At 34.7% G+C, this 18,833-nt stretch carries 20 protein-coding genes and 1 tRNA gene; 18 read left to right on the top strand and 3 right to left on the bottom strand.

From position 1 onward, the window contains the following. Positions 1-44 precede the first annotated feature (44 nt). On the bottom strand, positions 45-1,460 hold the full coding sequence (locus X929_RS05680) for an MFS transporter (protein ID WP_103067070.1): 1,416 nt from the start codon (positions 1,458-1,460) through the stop codon (positions 45-47). Between the two features lie 174 nt (positions 1,461-1,634). Between X929_RS05680 and amrA the strand changes: the two genes are divergently transcribed. From amrA to X929_RS05725, 9 genes are all read left to right on the top strand, one after another. Beyond that, positions 1,635-2,156 (top strand): AmmeMemoRadiSam system protein A, encoded by a 522-nt coding sequence (gene amrA / locus X929_RS05685; protein WP_103067071.1) that lies wholly within the window; start codon positions 1,635-1,637, stop codon positions 2,154-2,156. A 19-nt stretch (positions 2,157-2,175) separates the two neighbouring features. Further along, entirely contained in the window at positions 2,176-3,174 is a 999-nt protein-coding gene (amrS, locus tag X929_RS05690; RefSeq protein WP_103067072.1) for an AmmeMemoRadiSam system radical SAM enzyme, read from the top strand. Continuing rightward, positions 3,162-4,184: an FAD:protein FMN transferase gene (locus tag X929_RS05695; RefSeq protein ID WP_245858665.1), complete on the top strand. Its 1,023-nt coding sequence runs from the start codon at positions 3,162-3,164 to the stop codon at positions 4,182-4,184. The genes amrS and X929_RS05695 overlap by 13 nt, the downstream gene beginning before the upstream one ends. A gap of 6 nt (positions 4,185-4,190) precedes the next feature. Then, entirely contained in the window at positions 4,191-4,565 is a 375-nt protein-coding gene (locus X929_RS05700) for a NusG domain II-containing protein (RefSeq protein ID WP_103067225.1), read from the top strand. After that, entirely contained in the window at positions 4,559-5,080 is a 522-nt protein-coding gene (locus X929_RS05705; RefSeq protein WP_103067074.1) for a Gx transporter family protein, read from the top strand. The genes X929_RS05700 and X929_RS05705 overlap by 7 nt, the downstream gene beginning before the upstream one ends. Next, positions 5,061-5,633: a Maf family protein gene (locus X929_RS05710; protein WP_103067075.1), complete on the top strand. Its 573-nt coding sequence runs from the start codon at positions 5,061-5,063 to the stop codon at positions 5,631-5,633. Before X929_RS05705 ends, X929_RS05710 begins: the two co-directional genes overlap by 20 nt. A 45-nt stretch (positions 5,634-5,678) precedes the next feature. Then, positions 5,679-6,347: a RadC family protein gene (gene radC / locus X929_RS05715; protein ID WP_103067076.1), complete on the top strand. Its 669-nt coding sequence runs from the start codon at positions 5,679-5,681 to the stop codon at positions 6,345-6,347. Next, positions 6,340-7,572 carry a tetratricopeptide repeat protein gene (locus X929_RS05720; RefSeq protein WP_103067077.1) on the top strand — a complete coding sequence of 411 codons (1,233 nt, stop codon included), beginning with the start codon at positions 6,340-6,342 and terminating at the stop codon, positions 7,570-7,572. The genes radC and X929_RS05720 overlap by 8 nt, the downstream gene beginning before the upstream one ends. 353 nt (positions 7,573-7,925) lie before the next feature. Then, positions 7,926-9,152 carry an adenosylhomocysteinase gene (locus X929_RS05725; protein WP_103067078.1) on the top strand — a complete coding sequence of 409 codons (1,227 nt, stop codon included), beginning with the start codon at positions 7,926-7,928 and terminating at the stop codon, positions 9,150-9,152. A gap of 29 nt (positions 9,153-9,181) precedes the next feature. Here the strand turns inward: X929_RS05725 and glyA are convergent, their stop codons facing one another. Continuing rightward, entirely contained in the window at positions 9,182-10,453 is a 1,272-nt protein-coding gene (glyA, locus tag X929_RS05730) for a serine hydroxymethyltransferase (protein ID WP_103067079.1), read from the bottom strand. A gap of 285 nt (positions 10,454-10,738) precedes the next feature. On the opposite strand from glyA, the gene X929_RS05735 reads away from it, so the two are divergent. The 9 genes from X929_RS05735 (at position 10,739) to X929_RS05775 (ending at position 18,663) form a co-directional block, all read left to right on the top strand. Continuing rightward, positions 10,739-11,974, top strand: coding sequence for an aminotransferase-like domain-containing protein (locus X929_RS05735; RefSeq protein WP_103067080.1), 1,236 nt, complete (start codon positions 10,739-10,741; stop codon positions 11,972-11,974). A 31-nt stretch (positions 11,975-12,005) separates the two neighbouring features. Beyond that, positions 12,006-13,094: a butyrate kinase gene (gene buk, locus X929_RS05740; protein WP_103067081.1), complete on the top strand. Its 1,089-nt coding sequence runs from the start codon at positions 12,006-12,008 to the stop codon at positions 13,092-13,094. Beyond that, positions 13,091-13,993: a bifunctional enoyl-CoA hydratase/phosphate acetyltransferase gene (locus X929_RS05745; protein WP_103067082.1), complete on the top strand. Its 903-nt coding sequence runs from the start codon at positions 13,091-13,093 to the stop codon at positions 13,991-13,993. Before buk (X929_RS05740) ends, X929_RS05745 begins: the two co-directional genes overlap by 4 nt. A gap of 20 nt (positions 13,994-14,013) precedes the next feature. After that, entirely contained in the window at positions 14,014-15,081 is a 1,068-nt protein-coding gene (buk, locus tag X929_RS05750; RefSeq protein ID WP_103067083.1) for a butyrate kinase, read from the top strand. A gap of 18 nt (positions 15,082-15,099) precedes the next feature. Further along, a complete protein-coding gene (locus tag X929_RS05755) occupies positions 15,100-15,783 on the top strand; it encodes a nucleotide-binding protein (RefSeq protein ID WP_103067084.1) in 684 nt (227 codons plus the stop codon). A gap of 200 nt (positions 15,784-15,983) precedes the next feature. Beyond that, complete coding sequence (locus X929_RS05760; RefSeq protein ID WP_103067085.1) at positions 15,984-16,217, top strand: 4Fe-4S dicluster domain-containing protein; 234 nt, start codon at positions 15,984-15,986, stop codon at positions 16,215-16,217. Positions 16,218-16,223: 6 nt separating this feature from the next. Continuing rightward, on the top strand, positions 16,224-17,288 hold the full coding sequence (locus tag X929_RS05765) for a 3-methyl-2-oxobutanoate dehydrogenase subunit VorB (RefSeq protein WP_103067086.1): 1,065 nt from the start codon (positions 16,224-16,226) through the stop codon (positions 17,286-17,288). 15 nt (positions 17,289-17,303) lie between these two features. Further along, positions 17,304-18,059, top strand: coding sequence for a thiamine pyrophosphate-dependent enzyme (locus tag X929_RS05770; protein ID WP_103067087.1), 756 nt, complete (start codon positions 17,304-17,306; stop codon positions 18,057-18,059). A 61-nt stretch (positions 18,060-18,120) separates the two neighbouring features. Then, the gene (locus X929_RS05775; protein ID WP_103067088.1) at positions 18,121-18,663 is read left to right on the top strand and encodes a 2-oxoacid:ferredoxin oxidoreductase subunit gamma family protein; all 543 of its coding nucleotides are present in this window, start codon (positions 18,121-18,123) and stop codon (positions 18,661-18,663) included. 50 nt (positions 18,664-18,713) lie between these two features. Here the strand turns inward: X929_RS05775 and X929_RS05780 are convergent. Beyond that, positions 18,714-18,804: transfer RNA gene (locus X929_RS05780), tRNA-Ser, on the bottom strand. Positions 18,805-18,833: the final 29 nt, after the last annotated feature.

The raw sequence follows: 18,833 nt of genomic DNA on the forward strand, positions 1-18,833 counted from the left end.
AATCTGATTTTTTATTCTCTAATTTATTAAGTAAAAGATTAGGTTTATTCCTTATCTTCTTTAGCGTCATTTAGAATTTCTTGGTTCTCATCTTCTCTTTCTACATCAACTGGAGAAGGAAGTTCACTTTTTTTGATTTTCTTTCTGTTCCTTTTGAACAAATCAAAAGGAAGATTGATTTCTCTTCTTTTGAACAAAGCTGCCTCAGGTGAGAATATCCCTTTATACCTGATGGGCTTTTCCATTGCCTCAACTTCTGTCAAAAGAATAACGGATATGATCCTTATTATGAACCCTATAATGAAAATCAACTGAATCCCATGATAAGGATCCCCCATAAAATGAATCTCTACATTTTTTAGATTATTTGCTAAGAATCCCCCACTCAATGACCCTACAATAGCTGCACTCCCTGCGATGAAAGAGTTGGCTGCGATATAATTTTCGGATGGTTCTTTAGATATTTCTAAGAGTAGGTTAAAAATAGCTAAATTGATCGCTGACCAAGCGAAGGCGGAAAATATCGCATTTAAGAATAAAATACTCCTATAATTAGAGGCATTCATTAAAAAGTACATCATTGGGCTGAAAGTTGATAACAAAATCCCCAAACTTAGAACGTTTTTACTACCGAACCTGTCCGCCACCGCTCCATAAAGTAAATACAAAAAAATAGAGATAACGCTTGTTAATATTCCCATATTTCCAAGAAATTGATAATTTATATTCAAAATTGCAACTTCATAATAAGAAAAGTAAGGTCTTGCAAATTCTATGGCAAAACTCCAAACAAACATAAAAACCAAGAAATTTCTAAAGTTTCTATCCTTAAACGGTACAAAAATGTTTAAATTAAAAGATGAGATTTTTTCACTTTCTTCAGGAAACTCATGTTTCATCAGCAACACAGCTGAAAGAATAGAAAAAAATGCCATAAAACTTGTAACCAGCAACAACCCTGTTTTAAAATTAGGAAATTCTAAAAACAAAGAATAAAGATACAGCATAATTATACCAGTTATGGAGGAAAATATATTTCGAAGTCCGAAATATTTACCTCTTTGTTCAAAAGGAACAACGCTTTTAATCAAAACTGTCCAAGTGTTGCCTACAAATGTTCCGAAAAAAGAAAATAAAAGGATAATAATTAATATAATATACTCAGACCTCACTTCAAAGAAGATGAAGACAGGCAATAAAACAAATAAAGTTCTCGATATAAACGCGTTTATTACCAGGCTTTTCTTTTTGGAACCAATGATCTGGTTTATTCGTGAAGAAAAAATCTGAAACATCTGTGCTATAATAGGAAAAGAGGTCATAATTGATATAAAAAGAGGAGATGCGTTAAAGTATAGAGCAAGAGTTGTGAAAATAAACCCTTGTGTGCCAATAAAAAAAGCGTTGTATGAACCTGCTTCGAAGATAGACAAAACCCTTGTTTTTGCATATTTTGTCATATTTATTTTTCTCCTTAACCCTATATATTATTTTGTTGTTAAAATCTATTCGTTTGAAAATATATTATAATCCACCAATGAAAAATAAAGTTTACTTTATAATTTAATAATTGTTATTTTTGTTTTTGATAGAAATTCACCACGAATCGTTTTAAAATTTAAGAGGTGATAATAATGAGTAAACATCATCCATATGTAATTTGGGCAAGAAAAGTGATAGAAACATATGTAAAAGAAAAGAGAAAAATAGATTTTGATGAAACCCTTCCAAAAGATTTGTTTAACAAAAAAAGAGGTTGTTTTGTGAGCCTTCACAAAACCTCTGGAGAACTAAGAGGTTGCATTGGTACCATTGTACCCGTTTACGATAATTTAATCCTGGAGATAAGAGAAAATGCAATTGCTGCTGCTACAAGCGATCCACGGTTTCCTCCCCTTTCCCCAAAAGAATTAGACGATTTAGTAATTTCGGTTGATGTTCTATCAGATTTAGAAAAAGTTGATGACATTAATGAGTTGGATCCTAAAACCTTCGGAATAGTTGTTAAAAGCGGTTACAAAAAAGGAGTTCTCCTACCCGATCTAGAAGGAGTTGATACCGTAGAAGAACAACTGAGAATAGTCAAATTAAAAGTCGGTATTTATAAAGACGAACCAATAGAAATATATAAATTCACTGTGGAGAGGTTTTTTTAAAATAATAGAGGTGAAGTAAATGAAAATCAATTCCTTGTTTTATGAGGAATTTAAAGAAGATATTTTGAAATGCACCTTATGTCCTCACCAATGTATATTATATCCTGGCAAAATAGGTATATGCAGTGTTAGACAAAATATAAAAGGCGAGATGTATTCATTAAATTATAATGACGTTACCAGTATAGCTCTAGATCCAATGGAAAAAAAGCCACTTTTTCATTTCCATCCCGGCGAAAAAATTCTTTCCCTGGGAACTTGGGGTTGCAATTTAAAATGTTCCTTTTGTCAAAACTACGAAATCGCCCAACTAAAACCTCCATATCAAAAAAAAATATATCCCAACGCTATCCCATCTTTGATGGAAAATTACGACGTTCAGGGTGTTGCATATACATATTCAGAACCTATAGTTTGGTATGAATTTGTTTTGGATTCATCAAGGGAAGTTAAATATGCTAATCCTGACAACTACAATGTTTTAGTAACAAACGGATTCATAAACGAAAAACCTTTGAGACTTATGCTACAATATATTGATGCGATGAATATAGATTTAAAAGTATACAGCGATAAGAATTATATAAAAATATTAAAGGGAGGACTCGAACCAGTTAAAAGAACTATAAAAATCGCCCATGAAGAAGGTATTCACACCGAAGTGACAACTTTGATAGTTCCCAAAGTAAACGATAATTTGGACGAACTAGAAGAAGAGTTTTCTTGGTTAGCAAACATTTCCAAAGATATTCCCCTTCATTTATCACGATATTTTCCTGCATTTGAATATAACGAACCACCAACAGATATCAACTTTTTAGAAAAAGCCTATGAACTCGCCAAAAAATATCTCAATTTTGTATATCTTGGTAACATTTTGTCTTCCGCGCACGAAGATACTTATTGCCCAGATTGTGGGACACTCATTATTCAAAGAAAAGGATACGACATAAAAATTGAAAATTTGAATGAAAACGGAGAGTGTAAAAATTGCGACAAAAAAATATGCATAGTTTAAGAGTTTATCTGTATATAATTGCACTTGGTGTAGGTATATTTTTATTATCTTTGTTGTTATTTTCTAAACCCACCCCGGTTTACGAAGAAAAAGAGGTTCCTGTACTTGGCACAATTGTAAGAGTAAAAGTTGCAGGTGATAAAGTATCTTCAAATGTGTTGTTGAACACAGCTGAACAAGAGTTGTATAGAATACATAATAAATTCAGCCCCAATGTTGAAAGTAGCGTAGTCCATAAATTGAATACTGATGGAAGGGTTGAAGTCGATGAAGAGGCGTTATTTTTATTTCAAGCTGCCTACAATTATGCGGTAATAACTGGTGGAGCTTTTGATCCTACTGTAAGACCGTTGCTCAAATTGTGGGGATTTGATGACATAAATTCTCAAAAAAAAGTTCCAACTCAAGAAGAGATCAACAAAGCATTAGAAAACGTTGATTATAGATTCATAAAAGTTGATGAAAAAAATAGAGAAATCTCTTTACTAAAAGACGGTGTAGAAGTGGACTTAGGAGGAATAGCCAAGGGATATGCAATTGATTTAGTGATCCAAAAGATTAAGGGGATAGATCCTGAAGCTACAGGCTTTGTCGATGCTGGGGGAGATATTGGAATAATAGGTCCGAAGTTTGGAGAACTTCCATGGGTTATAGGAATAAGGGATCCTTTTTCACAAGATGCCTTAAAATCCATAGATACAATTTATTTGACAAGCGGTGCAGTGGTGACGTCCGGGGACTACGAAAGATTTTTTACCGAAGACGGTAAAAAATATCATCATATTATAGACCCAGAAGATGGATACCCAGCAAGAAATGCATCCAGTGTAACCGTGATAGCAGAAAAAGCAATGATAGCTGATGTCTTTTCTACCGCTCTTTTTGTTTTAGGATACGATAACCCTGCCTTGGATTATTTCACAGATTTCGGCATTCAAGCTTTTGTTATATCTCCAGCTGGAGAAAGCGTCCAAACCAAAGGATTTGATTATTTTCGAGAGAAAATGTGATACTTGATGAAATTTACTAAAAAGAATGATCTATACCTTCTTATAGTTGTAATATTATTAGTTTTAGTGATGATTTTTATGAATGCGTCCCCAAATCAGGGAATAATCGGCGCAGAAGTTCACTTAAAAGGAGATCAAATTTTACAAATAACAAAAGAAGGCACTTACAGTGTAATAAACGATGAAGGTGAGTTATTGATGAACGTAGAATACGTAGATCAAAGAATTAGAGTAACCGATTCATCATGCCCATTGAAAGTCTGTGAAAATACCGGATGGGTGGAAAACCCTAATCAACCAATTATTTGCATTCCAAATGAAATAATCGTAAAACCATTAGGCACACAAAATGGTGAGGGGATCGACATCTATACATGGTAAAAAGAACAAAAACAATATCCCACATAGCGATTTTAACGGCGTTGGCCTCAGCAATTTACTATGTTGAATCCTTTTTACCCATGCCTGTTTCTGTTCCAGGAGCGAGATGGGGATTTTCGAACTTCCCTTTGTTGTTGTCTGTAGTAAGTGGAATTAGCGTTACTAATACTTTGTACATAGCCCTTTTAAAAACGTTGCTTGGTTCAATACTAAGTGGAAGATTTCTATCTCCGATGTTTTGGATGGGATTAGGCGGCTCACTTGCCAGTGCTTTATCTATGTCCTTGTTCTTCAAATTTACTAATAAATTTGGTATCTTAGGGATTAGTGAAATAGGAGCCTTTTTTAGCAACGCTGTACAATTAATTATCGCCAGTCTTTTTATTGTTAAATCAGCTAATGTTTTTTGGTATTTCCCTTACATGCTTTTTTTTGGTATAATAACGGCATTTATAAACGCAACAATTGTGAACTATATTTTAAGGAGTGTGAACCTTGATAGATTCAAAAGTTGAATTAGTTTTGGGATCCTCATCCCCTCGAAGGCAAGAACTTTTAAAATTAATAACAAAAAGTTTCTCGATCAGAACAGCCAATACTGACGAAGCTTATAATTCTGCAGCACCTTCTGAAATTGTACAAGAAATTTCATATAAAAAAAGTAAAAATATAGAAATTTCACCGGAAGAACTTCTCATAACGGCTGATACTATAGTAACTTTGGATGGAAAAATATTTGGAAAGCCTCACGACTATGATGAAGCTTTCAACATGCTTCAAACTTTATCAAATAAAACTCATTGTGTTTACACAGGGATAACTTTAAGGTCACTAAAAAAATTAGTTTCTTTTTATGAAGTTTCGAAGGTTACTTTTTATAAACTAGATGAAGAAGTGATAGATTTTTATATAAAAAATAACAGTGTCTTTGACAAAGCAGGAGCTTATGCTATTCAAGATTTTGCTGCTGTTTTTGTAAAAAAAATAGAAGGTGATTACTATAACATAATGGGTCTTCCATTAGCAAAACTATATTGGCAATTGAGACAAATTTTGGCAACCTTATAAAATTATTCCAAAAATTTCTATCAAAAATCAGAAAAGGAGAAAATAATGGAAGATGAACTAAAACCAAGAGAGAAGCTAGAAAAATATGGCCCACAATCTCTCAAAGACGAGGAATTAATTGCTATCATCCTAAGACATGGAATAAAAAATTATAACGTATTTGATGTGTCTGAACAGATATTGAAAAAATATAAAACATTGAGCCATTTGGTCGATATATCACTTGAAGAAATATCAAAAGAAAAAGGAATAGGAAAGGTTGGCGCAATAAATCTAAAAGCTGCATTAGAAATAGGGAAAAGGTATCACCTTCAGAAGTTGCGTCAAAAGTACCAAAAGATCACATCTCCAAAAGAGGCATACCATGTTTGTGAGGACATGATATATCTAACCAAAGAAACCGTGAGAGCTATTTTTTTAGATTCTAAACTTCACATCATTACTATTAAAGACATTTCCAATGGAACTGTAAATATGTCAATTGCTCACCCGAGAGATATTTTTAAAGAAGCTATAATGTACAACGCTGTATCGTTCATTTTAGTACACAATCACCCGTCAGGGGATCCCACACCAAGTATGCACGATATGGACATTACCAAAAAAATTATGGAATCTGGCGAAATTTTAGGCATCAACATGAACGATCATATAATAATTGGAAAAGATTCTTTTTTCAGTTTCAGTTTAGATAGGAGTGAAAAAATTGACTGATAAAAATGGAAATAATAATGAAGAAGATAAATTGCGAAATTTATACAAAATAAAAGAAGAAATCGAAAAAGAATTAGAAAAAAAGGGTATAAGGAAACCTGACACACACCAGAAAAAGAAAACAGCTAAAACCATCTATAAAGCTGACTACGAAATAGAAAAAATAGCTGTTTCTATAAACAATATAAATAATTGGTTTGACTTGATAATTTACGATATAGATCTATCGAACGAAAAATTAACGAATTTTTTTGAACTTAGATTAAGTAGTAAATCTCTACAAGAATATTCAAATCAATTCGGCATGATGCATTTATTCAGAAACGATTTTCAAAAAGCCGAAAGATTTTTTGAAGGAAAAAACGACATAAACTCAAAGATAAACCGAGGTTTTTTGAAAATAATAAGGAATGACGAAGACGCAAACAAATATTTTACTGAATTAATCAGTACACATCCAAAGAATGGTTTAGTTTATTTAACCCTTAGCCTATTCTTCCTAAAAAGGAAAGATTTTTATAACGCCTATCAAATGATTAAATTAGCTAATTCCTTTTTAGATTATTCATTTATAAGCATGGGGTTGAACGCTTACGAGAAAGATTTTCAAAAAGCTTTGTCCTTTTTATCAAAAGCTTACCTTGAGGGGAGAGCAAAAAGGGTTGTAAATTTGATAAACTATTATGTAAGTCTCTTTATTTCTGATTCGGAAAAAGCCTTCTCTAGTTTTGCTCTATTGAAGGAAGATAAAACTCCATGTATAAACTGTATCAAAATCTTATCAAACTCCGAAAAAGTAGAACTTCCCAATTATTGCCCTTTTTACGAAAGAATACTATTTCAAATGGGTAATCCTAAACCTTACAAAGCAGAAGATTCAGAACTATACGAACTATTGCTCTACAAATATTACCAAGAAAAAGATATACAACAATTTAACTCGTATGCTAAAAAAATTGAAAGTAATTTCAATAATGTTCCATTAATATTTTTATCTTCTACGGAAACTACCTCTAAAAAAATTATCACAGATCTATTTTCGCAACGCAAAACAGGGATCAAAATCAATTTAAAAGGTCCCAACTATTATGACAACCTAAACAAAGCAACAATGGATCTAAAAACCAAGTATCAAAAGAATTTCACATTCTTTTTAGATCTACCATTTTATGAAGCGCTGAGACTATTATTTGGTTGGAGGATCTGCCAATACCTATACAGATAGAGACATGGCGAAGCCCTTTTGCAGCCTTGTGCAAAATGTCTTTTATAAAGCCTTAGAATTAACTTCCAAATTCTCATTTGCGAAGCTTTTGCTGTTTTATGCAAAAAGCTTGTTGCTGATTTGTGCAAAATGGTTTTTCATGGTGCTTGTGAAACAATTTCCATATTCTCATTTGTGAAACAAATGATGTGTTGCTTTAGAAGTAACATCCTCATTCTCATTCTCATTTGCGAAGCAAATGTGTTTGGGGATCTTAAGGGGTTTACCCCTTAATGGCCATGGGTGGGGAGCGGGGAATGGGCGCTATATACAATGTTTTAGAGTATAATTTTAAACATAAGAGGAGGAGTAAGATGACTTCACTAGCAGAAAGCGGTAAAAAGAAAATAGAATGGGTAAAAAAACACATGAAAGTCTTAAACTATTTAAAAAATCTATACCAAACAGAAAACCCCTTTGAAGGGGTAAATGTGGCTATAAGCATCCATTTAGAGGCAAAAACTGCTTACTTAGGAATAGTTTTGAAGGAATTAGGTGCCAATGTTGCCATAACAGGAAGTAATCCATTATCCACCCAAGAAGATGTCGTAGAAGCTCTCAAAGAATATGGACTCAACGTCCATGCAGAAAGAAGTTTAGATGAAACAGTCTATTGGAAAAATATCGATAAAATCTTATCAACTAATCCTAACATAATTTTAGACGACGGAGCAGATTTGGGGATAACCTTAATAGAAAAATACCCTGAAAAAGTAAGCAATCTGTGGGGAATATGTGAAGAAACAACCACAGGTGTAAAAAGATACAAATCCCTTTTCAAAGAAAATAAATTACCCGTACCTGTAATTTTAGTAAACGACTCTTACATGAAGTATTTATTCGATAACAGATATGGTACAGGCCAATCAACGTGGGATGGAATTATGAGATCCACCAATCTTTCTGTTTCGGGAAAAGTAGTAGTTGTGGCAGGATACGGTTGGTGTGGTAAAGGCGTTGCTATGAGAGCAAAAGGGTTAGGAGCCAACGTAATAATAACTGAAGTTGATCCAATAAAGGCTAACGAAGCGATAATGGATGGCTTTAGGGTTATGAAAATGGATGAGGCGGTAAAATATGGGGATTTTTTTGTAACAGTAACAGGTGACATCGATGTAATAACAAAAAGGCACTTTTTAGAAATGAAAGACGGGGCAATTCTTTCCAACGCGGGACATTTTGATGTAGAAGTAAAGGTTAAAGATTTGGAAGAAATTGCAGTAGACAAAATCAATGTAAGAAACGGAGTAGAAGAATACAAATTACCTAACGGCAAAAGCGTATTTTTATTAGGACAAGGAAGACTGGTTAATCTAGTTAACGGAGACGGTCATCCGGCAGAAATAATGGATCTTTCTTTTAGTTTACAATTAGAAGGTGCAAAATACATAAAAGAAAACCACGAAAAAATGAAAGTAAATATTTCTCCCGTACCATATGAAATAGACGAAAAAATAGCACAAATCAAACTAAAAACTTTAGGGATCGAGATAGACACCTTATCCAAAGAGCAGCAAGAAAATTTAAATAGTTGGAAATAATATAGAGGGGACACCCTTGGGTGTCCCTCTTACTCTACAAGATCTGCATACATTGGGAAACGTTGACAAAAAGAAACAACATCGTCCTTTACTTCTTGTGCTAAATCTTTATCTATATTCCCTTCTTCATCAAGAAGATTGTTTGCAACTTTTGCTATCATTGAAGCGATTTCTTTCATTTCTTCCTCTTTCATCCCACGTGTGGTAACTGCTGGCGTACCTATTCTTATTCCACTAGTAACAAAAGGGGACAACTTTTCTTTTGGAACAGTGTTTTTGTTAACCGTAATATCACACTGTCCTAAAGCCTTTTCAAGAGCTTTCCCTGTTATATTCAGCTCAGAGAGATCCACCAAGAACAAATGGGTATCCGTTCCTCCTGAGACAATTTTCAAATTTTTATTAGAAAGTTCTTGGCTTAAAGTTTTAGAATTTCTAACGACTTGTCTTTGATATTCTTTGAACTTTTCACTCATAGCTTCTTTAAAAGCAACGGCTTTTGCAGCAATTATATGTTCTAAAGGACCACCTTGTATGCCTGGGAAAATAATTTTATTGATCGACTTGTAAATTTCACTATCATTCGTTAAAATGATTCCACCCCTAGGTCCTCTTAAAGTTTTATGCGTTGTTGAAGTTACGACATGGGCATACTCAACTGGGTTTGGATGAATATCAGCAGCAACTAATCCAGCAAAATGGGCCATATCAACCACTAAATAAGCACCAACCTTATCGGCTATCTCTCTAAATCTTTTAAAATCTATTATCCTAGAATATGCACTTCCACCTGCCACGATAACTTTAGGTTTTGCATTCTTAGCTATTCTTTCAATCTCATCATAATTGATAGTTTCTGTTTCTTCATCGACGCCATAAGAAACAACATTGAACAACATACCTGAGAAATTTACGGGGGAACCATGGGTTAGATGGCCACCATGACTCAACGACATTCCCATTAACGTATCCCCTGGTTTCATGAGTGCAAGGTAAGCACCCATATTTGCTTGAGATCCTGAATGGGGTTGAACGTTTGCAAACTTTGCATTGAAAAGTTCTTTTGCCCTTTCTCTAGCAAGCGTCTCAATTTCATCTATATATTCACAACCTCCGTAATATCTTCTTTTCGGGTAACCTTCAGCGTATTTATTAGTAAAAATGCTTCCTGCAGCTTCCATGACTGATTTTGACGCATAATTCTCTGATGCGATCAATTCTAAACCATACTCTTGCCTTTTAAGCTCTTTTTGAAGAATTTCATAAACTTCTTTATCAGAACCCTTTAAAGCTTCCCACACTGGCAACACCCCTTTTTTAAAATTCTAAGATAACTCATTAAATAATTATATTTCTAATATTTTAACACACTATTGGGTTTTCGAAATTAATTAAGGTCTGTTATCATATCTCAATGTTAAATTTTTATAATGAAATATTTTTCATGAAATTTTTTTCATATCGGCAATAATCACTTCTAATCAACTATAAACGTCTGTAATCGGTTGTAATCGACTTTGACTTATCTCCTTTATTTGATTATAATTGAATTGTAAGGTAAATAATAAAAAAAGGGGGGCAAAACTATGAACTATGAAAAAAAGTTTTCACAAGTTGCAAAAACTGCAAAAGCAAGCATTATAAGGGAATTATTAAAGGTAGCTTCAGAGCCAGGGATGATATCTTTTGGTGGGGGTGTACCTGATCCGGAGACCTTTCCTCGGGAAGAATTAGGAGAAATTGCTGCAAAAATTGTTAAAGAAGAATACAAAATAACTCTTCAGTATGGTCCCTCCGAAGGAGATAATGAATTAAAAAATGCTTATATAAAGCTACTAAAAAAACATGAAGGTATAGAAGGTGTATCTCCAGAGAATATGTTAGTAACTGTTGGCTCCCAACAAGCCTTGCAGTTGATAGGTCTGACCTTGCTCGATGAAGATTCTTACTGTGCTGTTGGAAAACCGGTATATTTAGGTGCAGTCAGTGCTTTTAAGCAAATGTTTCCTAAATTTTTGGAAATACCCCTGGAAGATGATGGGATGAATGTGGATATCCTTGAAGAAAAATTGGACGAGTTAGTAAATAGGGGAGAAATTGATAAGTTTAAATTCGTTTATGTAGTACCAACATTTCAAAATCCTGCAGGAGTAACTATGCCTCTACAAAAAAGAAAAAAACTGATTAACTTAGCACATAAATACGACTTTTTGATTGTTGAAGACAACCCATATGGTTCATTGAGATTTGAGGGAGAACCCGTTCCATCGATTTACTCTCTTGAGCCAGAAAGGACAATCCTACTGAACACTTTTTCTAAGATTTTATGTCCTGGTCTGAGAATTGGAATAATTATTGCCTCGGCAGACTTATTAAGGAAGTTTACAATTATTAAACAAGGTGTGGATCTATGTACCCCATCTTTGACTCAAAGGTTAGCTGCTAGATATCTCCAAACTCATGATAGGATAGAAGAGTTAAAACCCACATTAGAACTTTATAAGTCAAAAAAAGACACTATGTTGGATGCCTTAGAAAAGGAATTTGGCGATATAGAAGGAGTAAGCTGGACACGCCCTGAAGGTGGACTTTTCATATGGTTAACTTTTCCTGAATGGGTAGATACCATCGAAATGTTCGAAGAAGCGAAGAAGAACAAAGTATTGTACGTTCCCGGAGAGGCTTTTTATGTAAACGAGATCGAAAAAAATCATATGCGTTTATCCTTCTGCCTTCCTTCACACGAAGAAATAAAAGAGGGAATAAGAAGGTTGAAAAAAGTTGCAGAAAATTATATGAATACGAAATCTTTGGGAAGCTAATCCTAAAAAACTAATTTATAGGAGGAGCTTTATGTATAAAATATTGGTTATAAATCCAGGGTCAACGTCTACGAAACTCTCAATTTTTGAAGACAACAATGAAGTTATTTCTGAAAGTATAGAACACGCCGTTAACGAAATAGAAAATTGCAAAACGATTATGGATCAACTGCCTTTTCGTAAGAAGTGCGTTGAGTATTTTCTTGAAAAATACAACATATCTATCGATGAATTAGATGCGATAGCTGCTAGGGGGGGGATACTCCCTCCTATGAAAAGCGGAACTTATCGTGTGGATGAGAATATGGTTAATTATCTTAAAACCAAAACAAGAGTTGAACATGCATCAAACTTAGCTGCCGTAATGGCTTTTGAACTATCGAAAAAATCCTCCAAAGACCTACCTGTTTTCATTACCGATCCTATTTCTGTTGATGAGTTCATCCCCGAGGCTAGAATTTCAGGAATACCTCAACTTGAAAGGCACAGTTTATTCCACGCTTTGAACATGAAAATTGTTGCGAGATTTGCGGCAAAGGAATTGAACAAAGAATATGAAAAATGTAATTTTGTTATAGCTCATTTGGGTGGTGGAATCTCCGTAGGTGCTCAAAGAAAAGGCTTTATGATCGATGTTAACAATGCAACAGATGAAGGACCTTTTAGTTCACAAAGAACAGGAGAATTACCAATAGGGGACCTCGCAAAATGGATTTTTAACAACATGCATTCTTACTCCAAAAACGATGTCAAATCTACGTTTGTAGGAAAAGGGGGTTTGTTTGCGTATTTAAAAACAGCAAGTTTAAAAGACGCTTTAAAACTTGCCGAAAAAGATGAATATGCAAAATTAATTGTAGAAGCCATGGCGTACCAAGTTGCAAAGGAAATAGGTGGGATGGCAGCAATCTTAGGTGGAGATCTTGATGCCATTATATTAACTGGTGGCATGGCTCACAGTGATTATTTTGTTCAATTGATCAAAAGAAGAATCGATAAGTTAGGTGTAGTAATGGTTTATCCTGGAGCTTATGAAATGGAAGGGCTCGCTTTAGGAGCTTTGAGAGCTCTCAATCAATTAGAAAAAACAAAGGTATGGGAGGCTGAAAATATCTCATGAAAATTGAGAGTATAAAACAAATTATCGAATTAGTAAAAAATGAGCACAGATCAAAAACGATTGCAGTGGCAGCTGCGGAAGACGAGGTTGTTTTGAAAGCTGTTCAAAAAGCTAAAGAAATCGATTTATGTAACTTTATATTGTTTGGTGATAAATTAAAAATCCAACAAATCTCAGAAGAAATTGGACTTGACACTACTAACATAGAAATCAGAGATGCTTCTACACCTCTTGAAGCGGCGAAAGGTGCCATACAAGCTGTTGCCAATGGAGAAGCAGATCTACCTATGAAAGGAAAATTGAACACTTCAGAAATATTATCCGAATATTTAAAGGATGAATATGGGTTAAAAACCGGAAAAACGATGAATTTAGTTTGCATCTTTGAAATACCCAGATACCATAAATTGTTGATAATCTCTGATGCTGGTATGGTGATAGCTCCAACTCTCGAGCAAAAAGTTGATATTATAAACAACGCTGTTTCAGTAGCCCATAAGTTAGGTATAGAAACACCAAAAGTTGCCGTTGTAGGGGCATTAGAAAAGGTTAATCCGAAAATGCCTGTAACAGTTGAGGCAGCAATATTAACTCAAATGTACAGAAGAGGTCAGGTAAAAGGGTGCATTGTAGATGGACCTTTCGCTATGGACAATGCTATATCTAAAGAAGCAGCTATACACAAAGGAATAAAAAGCGATGTCGCTGGAGACGCGGATATATTAATCATGCCCGATATAGAAGCAGGAAATATATTATATAAAACCTTGGTATATTTCGCAGATGCAAAGCTAGCAAGTTCAATTGTAGGTGGCAAAAAGCCAGTGGTTTTAACATCTAGAGCCGATAGTGACGAATCCAAACTAAACGCTATAGCTTTTTCAATCTTGATGTCATAAATTTAAAAAGGAGAATTCATATGTTTAAAATTCTCGTTATTAATCCAGGCTCCACATCTACCAAAATAGCTGTTTATGAAGATGAAAATCAAAGACTAAAAAAAATCATAGATCACGATGTGAATGAATTAAAAAAATTCAAGACCGTTGCCGATCAATACGAATTTAGGAAGAATATGATTTTACAGTTTTTGAAAGAAGAAGGAATAAACTTATACAGTTTTTCAGCCATCATTGGACGTGGAGGCCTATTAAGGCCTATACCAAGTGGGACTTATGAAATAAACGATCAGATGCTCGAAGAATTGAAAAACGCTAAATATGGAGAACATGAATCGAATTTAGGGGCTCTAATAGCAAGCGAATTAGCAGAACATATTGGTGTAAAAGCTTACATAGCTGATCCTGTTGTGGTAGATGAGATGGAAGATTTAGCAAGGGTTTCAGGCTATCCTCTTTTTCAAAGAAAATCTATTTTTCATGCTCTAAATCAAAAAGCGGTGGCAAGATCTCTCAGTGAAAAATTGGGTAGAAATTATTACGATTTAAATCTTATTATTGTTCATATGGGCGGGGGTATATCCATAGGAGCTCACAAAAAAGGCAGGGTAGTCGATGTTAACAACGCCCTTGATGGAGACGGGCCTTTTACTCCAGAAAGATCAGGGACCTTACCTCTTGTTGGATTTATAGAACTTTGCTATTCAGGGAAGTATTCCGAAAAAGAAATAAGAAAGCTCATAAAAGGTAATGGGGGGTTAATTGCTTATTTAGGTACCAATGATGTGAGAGAGGTAGTAAAAAGAATAAAAAGTGGAGATAAAAATGCTGAATTAGTATATTTTGGATTGATACATCAAATAGTTAAATGGATAGGGAAAATGTCTGCGGTATTGAATTTTGATGTAAACGCCATAGCTTTAACCGGAGGAATGGCATATGAAAATGAATTTCTTGTTCCTCAAATAAAAGAGAAAGTAAGTTTTATCGCTCCCGTTTATGTGTTTCCTGGAGGAGACGAAGAAAAAGCTTTAGCCCTTGGGGCACTTAGAATTTTAAAAAAAGAAGAATCAGCAAAAACGTACTAATAAAGGAGCTCTAAATATATGTTGAAAAATTTATTAAAAGATTATCAAGTTCATATTTTCATTGGAATGTTTGGTTCCGGAAAAACAGAAGTTTCTATGAACATAGCCTCAGAGTTAAAAAAAGAACACAAAAATGTTGCGATTGCGGATTTAGATATCATAAGTCCATACTTTCGGGTCCGCGATAAAATAAAAGAATTGAATCAAAAAGATATTAAAGTAATCACTCCCCCAGCTAAATACATGCATGCAGACATACCTATCGTTCCAGGTGAAATAGGAGGCTACATAACAAACAAAGATTATAAGACGGTAATTGATGTGGGAGGAAACGAAGACGGTGTAAAAGTTTTAGGATCTTTAAAAAATTATATAGATGGTTCAAAATGTGCACTTTACCTTGTAATCAATACGAGAAGGCCTTTTATGAGAACGAAGGAATATATAATAAAGAATTTACAATCTTTAGAAAGTAGTTCAAGATTAAAAATAAATTATTTGGTTGTAAATTCGAACGTTCAAAACGAAACAACTAAAGAGATCATAGAAGAAGGAGAAAACATAATAGAAGAAGTTTCCCAAATAACAAATATTCCCGTTGCATTTACAGTAGTATCAAAAGATTTAGAAGATAAGATAAATACTAAGTTCGAAAAATTTGTGATTCAAAGATTTTTTGAGGATTACGGTTTTTTGGCATAGATACGTAAGATTCCGATCACTCTAAGAAATAATAGACACTTTAGAAACAAAATAATTCTCAACAATAATATTTTGATTTTAAAAGGGTTACAGGGCGAAGCCCTCCTCTCCTCTCTGGGCGGGCTGCGGGGTGAAAGGGCGCTAAAACAAGTTTTAGAACTTCTAAAGTCAGCAATAATTGAATGATTGGAGGGAAAACGATGAAAGAGACAAAATTTGCAATTGATATCGATAAAGAAAGATGCAAAGGGTGTGGACTATGTATTGAAGCTTGTCCCAAAGATGTCCTTGAATTTTCTAAAGCATATAACAACAAAGGGTATCATCCGTCACAAGTAAAAAACATTGAAAATTGTATAGGATGCGGTTTTTGCTATCAAATGTGTCCTGATGTATGTATAACCGTAAAAGTATTAGAAAAGGCAAGGAGTTGATTTATTATGGAAAAAGTCGAAAAAGTTATGGTTAAAGGTACTGAAGCAATTGCCGAAGCTGCAATAAGAGCAGGATGTAGATTATATTTTGGTTACCCTATCACGCCTCAAAGCGAATTAACAGAATACATGGCAAGAAGATTACCAGAGGTAAATGGGACTTTTTTACAAGCTGAAAGCGAAGTTGCTGTTGCAAATATGATATATGGAGCCGCTTGCACTGGAAAAAGGGTTATGACCTCTACTTCTTCCCCTGGATACTCTTTGATGCAAGAAGGAGTTTCTTACATAGCGGGGGCTGAGCTGCCATGCGTTTTTGTTAATGTTGTAAGAGGAGGACCTGGCTTAGGAGATATTCAACCAGCGCAATCGGACTATTTTCAAGCCACAAAAGGTGGTGGACACGGCGATTATAAGTTGATCGTATATGGTCCCGAATCCTTACAAGAAGCTGTGGAATTAACAGTTCGTGCTTTCGATGTTGCCGATAAGTACAGAATTCCCGTGTTACTGTTGACAGACGGATTACTCGGTCAAATGATGGAACCAGTTTCATTTCCCAACTTTAAGAATTTAAACACTCTCCCCGATCATTCAGATTGGGCATTGACTGGAACCAATATGCAGCGAGAACCTCACAGGGTTACATCCTTTGATTTGGACCCTGTAAAATTGGAAAAAATGAATATTCAAAGACATGAAAAATACAAAACAATAGTAAAAGAAGAAAAATTATTTGAAGAATACAAATTAAACGATGCTGAAGTTGTGCTTGTGGCATATGGAACGATGGGAAGAATAGTAAAATCAGTTGCGGATAGTGCCAGAGAGAAAGGGGTAAAAGCAGGAGTATTTCGTCCAATAAGTTTATGGCCTTTCCCATATGAAGAGTTATCAAAGTACACCGAACAAGCTAAATTTTTCTTCACGGTAGAAATGAGCTCCGGCCAGATGGTGGAAGATGTGAGACTGGCAGTCAACGGAAGAAAGCCAGTAGAATTTTATGGAAGAATGGGTGGCGTTGTTCCTGCCCCAGGAGAAGTACTTGCAAAATTAATGGAAATAATTTAAAAGAAGGTGAAATTAATGGCCTATGCAGAAAGATTTAAAACACCGACTTCATTAAGTGGAAAAGAGTTTACATATTGCCCTGGTTGTTCTCACGGAATTGTTCACAGATTAATCGCTGAGGTAATTGATGAGCTAGAAATACAAGGTAAAACCATCATGGTTGCACCTGTTGGATGTTCCGTATTTGCTTATGAATTTTTTGATGTAGACGGTACAGTAGCTGCACACGGAAGAGCACCCGCAGTTGCTACTGGTCTCAAAAGGGCCCGTCCGGATAACGTTGTTTTTACATATCAAGGTGATGGTGACTTAGCAGCTATTGGTACAGCAGAAATAATTCATGCTGCAAATAGAGGAGAACGTATTACTACTATTTTTATAAACAATGCTATATACGGTATGACAGGAGGGCAAATGGCACCAACTACCCTTTTAGGAATGAAAACTACAACTACCCCATACGGAAGAAGAGAAAATATAGAAGGTTATCCTATTCATGTTTCAGAGGTTCTAAAAGAATTGTCAGGAGTGGCATTTCTCGCTCGTACAAAAGTTATAACTCCACAAGACGTAATAAAAACAAAAAAGTATTTAAAAAAGGCTTTTTATGCCCAACTCAATAATATAGGCTTTGGATTAGTTGAAGTTTTATCAACATGCCCTACTAATTGGGGATTAACACCTATAGAATCTATGAAGTGGTTGGAAGATAATATGGTAAAGGAGTTTCCTTTGGGTGTATATGTTGATAAAGTGGGAAATATTCGCTAATCATCTTATATTCCCTTGATCTCAAAAGTAACTAAGGAAATAAATAAATGGAGGTGTTTTTATGTCATACCATGGATTAATAGCCGCCGGTTTTGGTGGGCAAGGGGTCATGCTTTTCGGTCAAATAATTTCTTTAGCGGCTATGATTGATGGAAAATATACCACATGGCTTCCATCCTACGGACCTGAAATGCGAGGTGGGACCGCGAACTGTACGGTAATAATTTCTGATGAATACATAGCTTCACCGGTATTGGATGAACCGAATGAAGTTGCTGCATTCAATATTCCTTCTATGGTAAAGTTTGAAAAAGCCCTAAAAGAGAATGGATTATTGTTGATCAATTCTTCTGTAATAGATAGAAAACCAGAAAGAAAAGATATACATTTAGTAAAAGTCCCTGCTAATGAAATAGCAGAGGAACTTGGTAATTTAAAAGTTTTAAATATGGTTATGCTGGGAGCGTACTTAAAAATAACTCAAGCAGTCAGTTCTGAGGCGGTAGAGGAAGCGTTGAAAGAGAAATTAACAGGGAAAAAGAAAGACTTGTTAGAAATAAACCTAAAGGCAATAAAAGCTGGGATGAAAGAAACTGTAAAATAAGAAAATAATAAAATAAATGCTGGGAATTTCCAGCATTTATTTTATTTTAATGGCGGAGAGAGTGGGATTTGAACCCACGGACAGCTTTTAACCATCACACGCTCTCCAGGCGTGCGCCTTCGACCACTCGGCCATCTCTCCATAATAATTATTAACTTTTCTGAAAATTA

It is taken from the genome of Petrotoga olearia DSM 13574 (assembly GCF_002895525.1).
Lineage (GTDB): Bacteria > Thermotogota > Thermotogae > Petrotogales > Petrotogaceae > Petrotoga > Petrotoga olearia.